A 12230-nucleotide genomic window follows, 5' to 3' on the forward strand; every position below is an offset into this window, starting at 1 on the left:
TATGTTAAATCTTGCCATTACGACCGGAGAACCCGCTGGTATTGGCCCTGAGATTAGCTTGCGGGCTGCAAAAAAAATCATAGAGCTGCATACAGATGTCAGCCTATCCTTGATTGGTGATGCGCATTTATTATCAGGCTTTTCTTTACCTCGTTTATCAATTGACCCGGTCCCATTGCGTGCACCTGTCACTCCTGGTGTGCTTGATGCAGCCAATTCAGCCTATGTGATTGATACCCTCAATAGGGCTACCGATCTTTGTTTACGAGGTCACTATGATGCAATGGTCACAGCCCCGGTGCATAAAAGCATCATTGCTGAGGCGGGTTATAGTTTCATGGGCCACACTGAGTATTTGGCAGAGCGCTGCCAGGTGAAGAAGGTGGTGATGATGCTCTGTGGGCATCCTCAAGTGGGACAAGATGTTTTTCCGAAAATGCTCAGGGTTGCATTAGCGACCACTCATATTCCCTTGGCTCAAGTCGCTGCTACGCTCAAGGTAGAGGATCTAAAAGCCATTATCCAAATTGCTCATGATGATTTACGGAGTAAATTTGGCATTGCTCAGCCCAAAATTGCTCTGACTGGCCTCAATCCTCATGCGGGTGAGTCTGGGAAGATGGGTAGAGAAGAAATTGAAATTATTAAGCCTGCCTTGGATTGGGCCAGTCAGCAGGGAATAGACGCTCATGGTCCGTATCCGGGAGATACTATTTTTACTCCAGAGCATTTAAGGGGGTATGACCTGATCGTCGCTATGCAGCATGACCAGGGCCTGGCCCCCTTCAAGATGCTTACCTTTGGTCAAGGCGTTAATGTTACCTTGGGCCTGCCTATTATTCGTACATCTGTAGACCATGGGACTGCCTTAGGTATTGCGGGTAAGAATCAGGCTGATGAAGGCAGTATGCTCGCAGCTCTTGAGTTGGCCTATCAACTTGCTAAGAAACATGCGACATCAAGTTAAGAAACGTTTTGGCCAACATTTCTTAGTAGATCAAGGTGTCATTACCCAGATAGTCAATTCAATTGCTTGTCAAAATAGCGATCATGTCATTGAAATAGGTCCTGGTATGGGCGCCATGACTCAATTGCTACTAGATCGATTGGATCATTTGAGTATTGTTGAGATTGATCGTGACTTAATCGATTATTGGGAAAAACAGGGTTTATCAAAGCTCACTATTTATGGGCGCGATGTTCTTAAGTTTGATTTTTCAGAATGGTTTAAAACAACTGCAGGACCTGGCCAACATTTTATTGTCGGTAACTTGCCCTATAACATCTCATCACCCATTTTGTTTCATCTCGTGCAGTATGCAAATCAAGTAACTGGTCAAATTTTTATGCTGCAAAAAGAGGTCATTGATCGTATGCTGTCTCAAGCTGGCGATAGCGAATTTGGCCGTTTATCGGTGATGTTACAAGCTAGATATGACATGTCTTTGGTCTTAGATGTTCCGCCTGAGTGCTTTGACCCGCCGCCAAAAGTAGATTCAGCAGTTGTGCGTATGGTCCCTAAGAAAGATTTTTCTTTATCTTCAGAAGAGTACTTGGCTCTTGAAAAAATAGTGACGCAGGCATTTTCTCAAAGAAGGAAAGTATTACGTAATAATCTGAGCTCCTTCAAAAACCTTCTTGGTATGACCGAGCAGGAGCTAGGACAAAGAGCCCAAGAGATTACTGTAGAAAGATATATAGAGTGGGCTAAAGCTTGGGCTATTTCTCATAAGAATGCGGATCAATAATACGCATTTCTGATTCAATCCAAGCTTGAGTTTCTTGATGTAGAGTATCGGCACTCTTATTTGCAGAGCTAATGGCGGGGCCAATCGATACAGTGATTTTTCCTGGGTATTTTAAGAAACTATTCCTTGGCCAAAAGTGCCCTGCATTGTGTGCCACTGGCAGAACCCAAGCTTGCGTAGCGCTGGCCAGGCGAGCGCCACCTTTGCGGTAAGCAGGGGCGCTTCCCACAGCGGTTCGTGTACCCTCAGGAAAAATAATGATCCAGTTACCTGCTGCTAAATGTTCTTTACCTTGAGCAGCCACAGAAATCGAGGCAGATGAACGATCAGAGCGATTAATATGAATCATCCTAAGTAGCCCTAAGGTCCAGCCAAAAAATGGTATCCAAAGTAATTCTCTTTTAAATACGAAGCAAAGTTGGCGGGGGAAAATAGTCATAAAAGAAATGGTTTCCCATGCCGATTGATGTTTCGCCAGGATGATCACTTTCTCGTCTTGTACAGCTTTCAAATGCTCTAGGCCTTTGAGCTCATAAGAGATGCCGCATAGCCATTGGCAAACCTTAACAACGGTATGATTCCAGCCCAAAGCGAGTTGATAGCGACGGCGATGATTCAAAAGGGGGAAACTGATCATGCAGATCACTGCATAGATGGGTGTGTAGATCAGTAAAAAAACAAAAAATAGTAGCGATCTAATGGCGATCATAGATGGGAAGAAATATAGTGATTAGCAAAAGCCATCAAATTAGTATGAATCGCTGTATAAGGGGGTAGTTGACCGCTAGCGCGTGCTTTTTCGCCTTTTCCAGTTAAAACGAGATGAGGATCAGCGCCTAAGTTCACGCCAGCGATGAGGTCGCGAACGCTATCACCAACGATTGGCACACCTTTGAGTGAAATGCCGTAGCGCTCTGCAATTTGCTTCATCATGCCTGACTTTGGTTTGCGGCAGTCGCATTGATCCGCATCGGTATGTGGACAGAAAAAGATGGCATCCACTGAGCCGCCTAGTTTATGTAGTTTGCGGTTCATCTTCTCATGTATGGCGTTTAGGGTATCCATGTCATAGAGGCCGCGACCGACGCCAGATTGGTTTGTTGCAATCACAATGTGGTAGCCAGCCTGATTGAGCTTAGAAATAGCTTCTAGACTTTCAGGGATAGGCAGCCATTCATCAGGTGATTTGATGTAGGCATCGCTGTCTTCATTAATCACGCCATCGCGATCTAGAATAATGAGACGAGAGCTTAATTTTTGACCCATATTAATTAGCTAGCTTACTGATGTCTGCCACTTGATTCATGAGGGTATGCAGTTGATGAAGTAGCGCAATACGATTATTTTTGAGTTTTTCATCAGGGCACATCACCATTACATCAGCAAAAAATTGATCGGTAGCCGCACGAATGCTTGCAAAAGCCTTCAAAGCTTGTGCATATTCGCCTTTTTGTAAGGCGGCTCGTGCTTGAGGCTCAATCGTTTCCAAAGCTTGATAAAGACTCTTTTCAGCAGCTTCTCGAAATAGAGTTGGATTCACAGAACTGGGTGTTTGACCATCTACTTTTTTAAGAATATTGCCAATACGTTTATTGGCTGCTGCCAATGCTTCAGCTTCTGGCAGTTGAGCGAATGCTCTGACTGCTGCTAAACGCTGCAATAAGTCGGCCAAGATATTAGGATTTAAGCTAACGACCGCATCAATTTCTTGACTGGTATAGTTTTTCCCGTCAGAGGCTTGATCTTTGAGATAGGCCTTGAGACGGTCCAATATAAATTGATAGATCTCATGCAGTTGAGCATTGTCTTGAACTTCAGCTTGCTTGAATGTTGCTTTAGCTATTTCAAGTAAGTTTTGTACTTTGAGTGGTAGTTGTTTTTCAATCAAGATACGGCAGATGCCTAAAGCATGTCTGCGCAGGGCAAAGGGATCTTTCTCACCGGTGGGTGCTAGGCCGATACCCCAAATGCCGACAATGGTTTCAATCTTGTCGGCAAGGGCTAATACGGTACCGACTTGAGATTGGGGTAATTGATCGCCAGCAAAGCGAGGGAAGTAATGTTCCATACAAGCTTGTGCCACTTCAGCACTTTCGCCATCATGGTGTGCGTAGTAGCGTCCCATGATGCCTTGAAGCTCCGGAAATTCACCAACCATATCGGTTAATAAGTCACATTTTGCGATTTCAGCGGCTCGCTGAGTATCTTGTGTAATCTGACTTTGATTGGCAAACAGTTCGTTTGCAATCCAAAGTGCAATCGTTTGCACACGTTCGCTACGCTCGAGTTGAGTGCCGAGTTTATTGTGATATACGACCTTAGATAGATCTTTGATGCGATCTTTCAGAGCTTTCTTTTTATCTTGCTCAAAGAAGAATTTCGCATCGGCTAAGCGTGGCCGCACGACCCTTTCGTTACCAGAAATAATGGCATCTGGTGTCTTGGTCTCAATATTCGAGACAATCAAAAATTGATTAACGAGCTTGCCTGTTTGATCCGTTAATGCAAAGTACTTTTGATTGGTTTGCATGGTTAGGATCAGGCATTCTTGCGGCACGTCTAAAAATTCTTTCTCGAATGAGCAGGCATAGACAACAGGCCACTCTACTAATGAACAAACTTCTTCGAGCAGACTTTGTGGCATAAGAACTTGGTGTCCTTGAGCTTTTTCATTGAGTGCGAGCTTCATTTGATTTAAGCGCTTATCAAAATCAGCAATCACTTTGCCTGAACTTTCGAGAGTTGTTTCGTACTCAGAGGCGTGCTTAATGGTCAATGAACCGTCGCTTAAAAAACGATGACCAAGGGTCGTATTACTACTCTTTAAGCCCAAAGCGTGAACGGGTAAGACTTCTGAGCCATGCATGACTATTAAATGGTGCGCAGGCCTAACGAATTGCACATCGACTGCTTGTGCAGTACCCGCATCAATCTGGTAGCGCATGACTTTGGGAATCGGTAATTTACTCAAACAAGTATTAATGGCTTGTTGAGCGGCATCGGTCAGGCTTAATCCAGCTTGGTCAAGTTGGATATAGAAAGTTTCATTCTTACCTTCGCCATCACGCTCTAGCTGAGCAAGATTTACTTGTTCAATACCCAAAGAACTAAGTTTTTTAATTAATGGTGCACTCGCTTGACCATTAGCATCGAGACCGATACTAACAGGCAAGAGTTTTTCTCGACGTCGTTGTTGAGGTGCTTGACTTAAAACATCAGTGATCAATACAGCAAGACGGCGAGGTGTGGCAAATTTTGTACAAGTGGAACTATTGCTTAAAACGCCATCTTTTTTGAGTGATTGAAAAATACTTTCAGCAAAGCTATCACCCAGTTTAGATAGAGCCTTAGGTGGTAGCTCCTCAGTCAGGAGTTCAATCAGTAAAGGTTGTAAAGACATATTAATTTGCCCCCTGTGCACACATAGGGAAGCCTAATCTTTCTCTTGAGTCATAGTAAGCTTGAGCGACTGTCTTGGATAAATTTCTGATTCGTCCAATATAAGCTGCTCTTTCTGTCACAGATATCGCACCTCTCGCATCTAAGAGATTAAATGTATGCGCGGCTTTTAAAACCATTTCATAGGCAGGTAAGGCTAACGGGATTTCCATCAAACGCTTTGCTTCTCTCTCGTAGTTACCGAATTGCTCGAATAACCATTCACTATTGGAGTACTCAAAGTTATAGGTCGACTGCTCCACTTCATTTTGATGATAGACATCGCGATACTTAACGCCATCTGTCCATACGAGATCGTATACGTTTTCTACTTTCTGCAGATACATAGCTAAACGTTCTAGACCGTATGTGATCTCGCCTAAGATGGGTTTGCAATCGAGGCCGCCGACTTGCTGAAAATACGTAAATTGAGTAATTTCCATGCCGTTGAGCCAAACTTCCCAACCCAGGCCCCAAGCGCCCAGTGTGGGGTTTTCCCAATCATCTTCAACAAAGCGCACATCGTTTTGTTTCAAATCAAGACCCAGAGCGGCGAGACTACCAAGATAGAGCTCTAGGATATTTTCAGGTGCTGGTTTGAGAACTACCTGATATTGATAATAGTGTTGCAAACGATTTGGATTTTCACCATAGCGACCATCTTTGGGTCGTCTAGAAGGTTGAACATAAGCAGCTTTCCACGGTTCTGGCCCAATGGCACGCAGAAAAGTAGCTGTATGTGATGTCCCTGCGCCAACCTCAAGGTCGACGGGTTGCAATAGGGCACAACCTTGTTGGTCCCAATACTCTTGTAACTTTAGGATAAGTTGCTGAAAGGTAAGCATATTCACTCAATTAGTCAGACCCTCAATTTTACCTGTCTTGGGCTTCAAACTAGCTTTTTTGAGCGTATCCAGCAAAAAAATAGAGTGAGTATTGAAATTCCGAGGATGGGAAGGTTCCCGAGGTGGACATAGGGGGTTTTGCCACTAAATGGCTGGACAGTGCCGGTGAGGGCCTCTTGTTCAAATTCTGCGAGCGTGGATGTCACTTGACCACGTTCATTAATGATCCCGGTAAGACCCGTATTGGTAGCACGTATAGTGGGGATTCCAGTCTCTAAGGAGCGTAAGCGTGCCAAGCGTAATTGTTGTTCTGCAGCTTGACTCTCACCAAACCAGGCAAGGTTGGTGATATTGACCCAAATGTGATGCCCTTGAAGGTCATACTTTTGGCGCTTCGCGATTTCAGAGCCAAAAACATCTTCATAACAGATCATCACACCCAGCCGAATGGGCTTTTCAGTATGCAAAACCATGGGGTTCTGTATGAGGTCACCGCGTTTAAATTGTCCTAGAGGTACTCCAAAAGCATTAACAAACCACTGAAAGCCGGTAGGTACAAATTCACCAAAGGGAACTAAATGGTGTTTGTCGTAGCGGTAGGTTTGCTTGTGATCAAAGCCAAGCGCTGAATTAGAAAGTTCTTGATTGTCGTGGCTACCTAGGATGCCACTGAGGAAAAATTGGTTTTTATCACCCAGTGACTTTTGCAAAGATTCAACATTGAGTACTCGATCGGTGATGGGTAAAGCTGTTTCAGGGGCTACGACTAATTGAGCTGAACTTGTACTTAATTTTTTTAAATAAAAATCCTGTTGTGCAATTGCTTGCTCTTGGCTCATAAATAGGGGCTGCGGAAAATTACCCTGTAGTAACTCTACTGAAATTCCTGAACCATAAGGCGTAGTAAATGGAATTAAGGCTAAACCGTTGCTGAGTGAAACGATAAAAAGTACGGTGATAGATTTTTTTATTAGGCTGGTTTTTGCCAGAGCAATAAAAGCTGCGGTAAAACTGGCTATCCAAGTGCATGCAAGACCTCCTAGGATTGGAGCCCAACCAAAAAATGCACCGTCGATTTGAGATTCAGCAATGCCAGCCCATGGAAAACCTGTAAATACTATCCCTCTAAGCCATTCAGCTAGGCAAATACTGCTGGCTAGCGCTGCCGGTAAAAAAGAAAAATGAATCAGTTTGCGCGCTGTTGCGACGCTGAGCGCAAACCAAATTGATAAATATGAAGATAGGGCAACTACTGCAAATATCGAGAGTAATACATGCATTCGACCAACATCATGAAGGCTGATGTATATCCACCAGAGCGCATTCACAAAATAACCTAGTTGATAGAGCCAAGCGTGAAGTAGGGGTTGATTGGATTTTTTATAGAAATGAAAAAAAGCAGTGAGTGCAAGTAAAAACCACCAGCCACCGTAAGGTAGCTCAGTCATCCAGGCTGTCAGTGAACCTAGTAAGAGAAAGAGTGCAGTTTTAATCAAGATCTTGCGGTTTGCTAGCAAGAATAATGTGAATTTGTCTCGCGTCAGCTCGTTGTATCTCAAACTCATAGTCTCCGAGTTTGATTACATCGCCTTTATGAGGAAGTTTGCCAAGATGTTTAAGGATGAAGCCGGCAAGAGTATCGTTGTCCTCATCATAAAAGCTGGTGTTGAGAAACTGGTTCACTTGCTCGAGTTCAGCAATGCCTTTGATTCTAAATTTTCCATCGTTGGTCTGGATAATGTTGTCTTCAGAATCATCGATGTCATGCTCATCCTCGATGTCGCCTACGATTTGCTCGAGTACATCTTCAATGGTGACTAAACCTGCAATGCCACCATATTCATCGACGACCATTGCTAGATGGTTGCGATGCTCACGGAAGTCTCGAAGCAAGACACCTAAGCGTTTGGATTCAGGAATAAATACTGCCGGTCTGAGCCAATCACGTATATCAAAACCTTCTTCTTGAGAATGGCGTAGTAAATCTTTGGCTAGTAGTATGCCAATGACGTTATCACGACTGTTTTCATAGACTGGAAAGCGAGAGTGGGCAGCTCGAATAACTTCATTAATGGTGTCTTCAAGTGATGCATTGATATCGATCCAGTCGATTTGCGAACGAGTGACCAAGATATCTCGAGCAGTCATTTGACCCACTTGGAAAACACCTTCGATCATAGCTAATGCATCTGCATCGATCAAACCTTCTGATTGAGCTTGGCGAAGAGTTTCAAGTAGTTCTGCTCTTTTTTCCTCGGCAGAGGCAGGCGATGGGGACAGTAAACGTCCTAATTTTTCGAGTAAGGTTTGCGACTCAGGTTCTGCTGACATAATGCCTAAGCATAACGGATTTTTGTGATATTACAAATAAGGATTTGCAATTTTGAGTTTTTGCAAAATGGCTACTTCCAAGCTCTCCATGGCTTCTGCCTCAATTTCATCTTCGTGATCAAAACCTTGGGCATGGAGTGCCCCATGCACCAAAAGATGGCTTAAATGATCAACAATACTTTTTCCTTGAGTTTTGGCTTCTTGCACCACTATGGGCCAGCAAATCACTAAGTCGGAGTGGAGCGCTTGACCTGGTGTGTGATAGTTGAAGGTCAGAATATTGGTGGCATAGTCTTTATTGCGATAAGCCGCATTCAGTTTGCGGCTTTCTGCTTTACCGGTAAAACGTAAAGTCAATTGCGCATCATTTTGAATAGTCATGCGCAATATTTTTTTTAATTGAGCCACACTCATGATGGCATTGATAGATTCCTCTAATTTGGCTGTGCCAAATTGAATCTCAATGAATACTTTATTCGACTTCATTCTTGAATGATGAGCTCACCTCTAAGAGAGTGAGCTAAAGCTTCTGTGTATTTAACAGGTAGCAATTTACCAATTAGGCGACGTGCTTGATCGTTGCCGATGTCAATATTGACCACGCGATTATTCTCGGTGCGCCCCTGAAGACGTAGGCCATCTTTGGCCATACTTTCAATCATGACTAATTCTTCTTGACCAACCATGGATTGGCTGATTTCAAGAATATGCTTATCAATTTGTCCCACAAGACGTTGTAAGCGTGCGACTTTTGTGGCGCGCGGTGTGTCGTCTTTTAGATTTGCTGCAGGCGTGCCTGGGCGTTCGCTGTAAATAAAGCAGTAACTATTATCGAAATATAAATCTTCAACCAGACGCATGAGCATCTCAAAGTCTTCATCAGTTTCGCCAGGGAAACCGACAATAAAATCACTTGAGAGTGAAAGGTTAGGTCGTATTGCTTTGACTTTACGTATGACACTTTTGTATTCAAGACTTGTATAGCCACGTTTCATGGCGGCCAATATCTTGTCTGAGGCATGTTGCGCTGGAAGATGTAAGTGATTGACGAGTTTAGGTAACTTTTCGTAGCAATCAATCAGGCGTTGCGTAAATTCTTTAGGATGACTGGTTGTAAAACGAATTCGTTGAATGCCTGGGATCTCTGAAACATACTCAAGGAGTAAAGCGAAGTCAGCAATTTCTGAGGTGTTACCCATTTTGCCACGATACGCATTCACGTTTTGACCTAGTAGGTTAATTTCTTGAACGCCTTGGGCTGCTAAAGTAGCTACTTCCGTCAGCACGTCATCTAAGGGTCTAGAGACTTCTTCGCCGCGAGTGTATGGCACAACGCAGTAGCTACAGTATTTAGAGCAGCCTTCCATAATCGATACATAAGCTGCACCACCTTCGACTCGAGCCGGAGGTAAGTTATCAAACTTTTCAATTTCCGGGAAGCTGATGTCGACTTGAGGCAGGCCACTTTGACGGCGCGCAGAAATTAAATCAGGCAGGCGGTGTAGGGTTTGCGGGCCAAATACCAAATCAACATAAGGAGCGCGATTAATAATATGCTTACCTTCTTGGCTGGCCACACAACCACCAACACCAATGATCAGTTCTGGCTTAATGGCCTTGAGCTCTTTGAGTCTACCTAGGTCAGAAAAAACTTTTTCCTGAGCTTTTTCTCTGACAGAGCAAGTATTCAAAAGAATGACATCAGCATCCTCTGGGGTTTCTGTCTGAACAAGTCCTTCTTTGGCATGTAAGACGTCAGCCATCTTGTCAGAGTCATATTCATTCATCTGACAACCAAAAGTGCGGATATAAACTTTTTTCATAATTACAGTAATTGAAAGGCGATGATCGCTACTATGGTTGGGGGTAGTGCAGCTAAGAAGAGCCACAGTGCGGATACATTTCCATCCGGAAAATGCTCACGGAGTATCGACATACCAGCAGGGTTAGGTGCATTAGCAATCACGGTTAAGCCGCCGCCCGTAATTGCACCTGCTACTAGGGCATATTTAAATTCATCGCTAACTCCTTCTACCAATGAGCCTAAGTAAGTTAGAGCAGCATTATCTGTGACTGCAGTTAAAGCGGTTGCGCCGAAGTAAACCACAGTAGAACTCATACTTTCTAATGTGGGTTGCAGCCACCACTGTTGCATACCACCTAAGACGACTAAGCCGGCTAAGAAGAATGCCACCATTAAAGCCTCTTTTAATAAAAGACGGCTCTGATATTTGGCATATGCATGGGTGTAACCTAGGAAGAAAAGTAGTAAACCCATGAAGACCACAGGATGGTGTGCAAAAACCACAATACTGGCCAAGAAGAATAAATGAACGGCAACGACAAACCAGGGTATTTCATCCGCTTTGTCATTCGTAGCTTGTTTAGGTAGATCTTTATGAACCAAGAGGGTTAAAAGAACTGTGTTCACTAGTACGGCAAGTGCTGCTTTTGTACCAAAGGTATAGAAAACAAAGCTGGTCGACCAATTCCAAGTGCTAGCCACCATCAAAATCGGAGGAGCTGCAAAGTTAGTCAATGCACCACCAATCGAGATATTGACAAATAAGACACCAATGGTGAGATACATCAACTTCGTGTTTTTGGTCTGACTAAAGATTTTTTTCTTTAGCAGTAATGCTGCCAAGGTCATTGCAGCCGGCTCGGTGATAAATGAGCCTAAAAGGGGCACTAGGCTTAGAGTGACAAAGTAATTCGTGATGTTTGCATTGAGGCGAAATAGTTGACTGAGTAAGCCAGAGACTATGCGCACGAGTTCAGACGCAAAATGTAAGATCGGACGGCTTGCAGCTACAACCATAATGGCGAAAACAAATAAAGGCTCGGTATAGTTTCTGCCTTCGACATATTCAATCGATGACTGAATAGACCCTGATTGAGCTGCCATAAATAAAACTAGGACCATCGCCCAGAAGCCAAACACAGCCTCCACTTCGCCCAAGAGATGCCAGAGGCCTGCGTGATTGGGTTGTTTGTGAGCAAGTCTCTCGAAGAGGCTAGCAGAAAAAGTATGAAGTACTGCAATACAGAACAGCGTAGTCGCAATAATTTGTACGGTGGTTGGATTCATAAAAGGCCCTTTCTCTGGGAGATATTTTAAGCCTTTATGTGAATAAACCGCCAAACGGCGGTCTATAGAGTGTTATGGTTATTTATAGAAACTTAGGGGCGCAAATAGGCGTATTTTTCTTTAGCTTGTAGATTGGCTACTTCTGCCACACCGGAAGGCACAATCTTGGCTTCTAAAACGACTTGCTCTTTGGCAATTTTTCTAGAAACTAAGGTGTTATTGCAGACTCTAAATTCAACACCGCGACTGGCTAGCTCACCGATCGGGCCTGCAAATTTTCCACCAGCCATGTTTTCGGCACCTTCAAGCAGAAAATCAATGCCTGGGCCATGAGTGACCACAACAATTTTTGCACTAGGATCGGCATTGAGGTGGTTGCGAATATTGCCAATTGCACGACTAGCCTGTTGTACACCTTCATTGATGTGATAAACCACTTTAGTTTCTGCATGAGCGAGACTGCTAATCAAAATGGCAGCTACAAAAGCAATAGATCGACTTATTTTCATATTTCCCTCCATGGGCATTGATTGTTTATTAGGTCTTATGCCGTTTAGTCTAACACCAGTTATCTTCACAGAGTTGTGCCCAAAATAAAAAAGACCCAGCTGAAAACTTGGGTCTTTTTTAAGTGTTTTGGTGGCGATTCAGGGATTCGAACCCCGGACCTGCGGATTATGATTCCGTCGCTCTAACCAACTGAGCTAAATCGCCGAAGTTAGAGATTATAGCCCAATCGCTCTAGGAGGAGCAATTGGACTATTAGGCTTCTAAAGT

General features: G+C 43.8%; 12 protein-coding genes and 1 tRNA gene. 2 read left to right on the plus strand and 11 right to left on the minus strand.

Translation table 11 applies throughout. The features are described from left to right. The first annotated feature begins 1 nt into the window (after nt 1). Nucleotides 2–967, plus strand: a complete 966-nt coding sequence (pdxA, locus tag ICE94_RS05255) for a 4-hydroxythreonine-4-phosphate dehydrogenase PdxA (RefSeq protein ID WP_216149555.1) — start codon at nt 2–4, stop codon at nt 965–967. Next, nucleotides 951–1748 carry a 16S rRNA (adenine(1518)-N(6)/adenine(1519)-N(6))-dimethyltransferase RsmA gene (gene rsmA / locus ICE94_RS05260; RefSeq protein ID WP_216149558.1) on the plus strand — a complete coding sequence of 266 codons (798 nt, stop codon included), beginning with the start codon at nt 951–953 and terminating at the stop codon, nt 1746–1748. The genes pdxA and rsmA overlap by 17 nt, the downstream gene beginning before the upstream one ends. Here rsmA and ICE94_RS05265 read toward each other — a convergent pair. From ICE94_RS05265 to ICE94_RS05315, 11 genes are all read right to left on the minus strand, one after another. Beyond that, on the minus strand, nt 1720–2457 hold the full coding sequence (locus tag ICE94_RS05265) for a 1-acyl-sn-glycerol-3-phosphate acyltransferase (protein ID WP_216149560.1): 738 nt from the start codon (nt 2455–2457) through the stop codon (nt 1720–1722). The two genes, rsmA and ICE94_RS05265, sit on opposite strands and share 29 nt — an antisense overlap. Further along, entirely contained in the window at nt 2454–3014 is a 561-nt protein-coding gene (gmhB, locus tag ICE94_RS05270; RefSeq protein ID WP_216149562.1) for a D-glycero-beta-D-manno-heptose 1,7-bisphosphate 7-phosphatase, read from the minus strand. Before gmhB ends, ICE94_RS05265 begins: the two co-directional genes overlap by 4 nt. 1 nt (nt 3015) lies before the next feature. Beyond that, nucleotides 3016–5148 carry a glycine--tRNA ligase subunit beta gene (glyS, locus tag ICE94_RS05275; RefSeq protein WP_216149564.1) on the minus strand — a complete coding sequence of 711 codons (2133 nt, stop codon included), beginning with the start codon at nt 5146–5148 and terminating at the stop codon, nt 3016–3018. A gap of 1 nt (nt 5149) precedes the next feature. After that, entirely contained in the window at nt 5150–6031 is an 882-nt protein-coding gene (glyQ, locus tag ICE94_RS05280; protein WP_216149566.1) for a glycine--tRNA ligase subunit alpha, read from the minus strand. 44 nt (nt 6032–6075) lie between these two features. Then, nucleotides 6076–7596 (minus strand): apolipoprotein N-acyltransferase, encoded by a 1521-nt coding sequence (gene lnt / locus ICE94_RS05285; RefSeq protein WP_216149568.1) that lies wholly within the window; start codon nt 7594–7596, stop codon nt 6076–6078. Further along, nucleotides 7520–8362 (minus strand): HlyC/CorC family transporter, encoded by an 843-nt coding sequence (locus ICE94_RS05290; protein ID WP_216149570.1) that lies wholly within the window; start codon nt 8360–8362, stop codon nt 7520–7522. Before ICE94_RS05290 ends, lnt begins: the two co-directional genes overlap by 77 nt. Nucleotides 8363–8392: 30 nt before the next feature. Then, entirely contained in the window at nt 8393–8848 is a 456-nt protein-coding gene (gene ybeY / locus ICE94_RS05295; protein ID WP_216149572.1) for an rRNA maturation RNase YbeY, read from the minus strand. Then, on the minus strand, nt 8845–10188 hold the full coding sequence (gene miaB / locus ICE94_RS05300; protein WP_216150968.1) for a tRNA (N6-isopentenyl adenosine(37)-C2)-methylthiotransferase MiaB: 1344 nt from the start codon (nt 10186–10188) through the stop codon (nt 8845–8847). The genes ybeY and miaB overlap by 4 nt, the downstream gene beginning before the upstream one ends. Beyond that, nucleotides 10188–11453, minus strand: a complete 1266-nt coding sequence (locus tag ICE94_RS05305; RefSeq protein ID WP_216149574.1) for a putative Na+/H+ antiporter — start codon at nt 11451–11453, stop codon at nt 10188–10190. Before ICE94_RS05305 ends, miaB begins: the two co-directional genes overlap by 1 nt. A gap of 92 nt (nt 11454–11545) precedes the next feature. Beyond that, nucleotides 11546–11962: a DsrE family protein gene (locus tag ICE94_RS05310; protein ID WP_216149576.1), complete on the minus strand. Its 417-nt coding sequence runs from the start codon at nt 11960–11962 to the stop codon at nt 11546–11548. Nucleotides 11963–12090: 128 nt separating this feature from the next. Then, nucleotides 12091–12167, minus strand: a tRNA-Met gene (locus ICE94_RS05315). Nucleotides 12168–12230: the final 63 nt, after the last annotated feature.

The sequence above is a fragment of the Polynucleobacter sp. MWH-Loch1C5 genome, assembly GCF_018881775.1.
GTDB lineage: Bacteria > Pseudomonadota > Gammaproteobacteria > Burkholderiales > Burkholderiaceae > Polynucleobacter.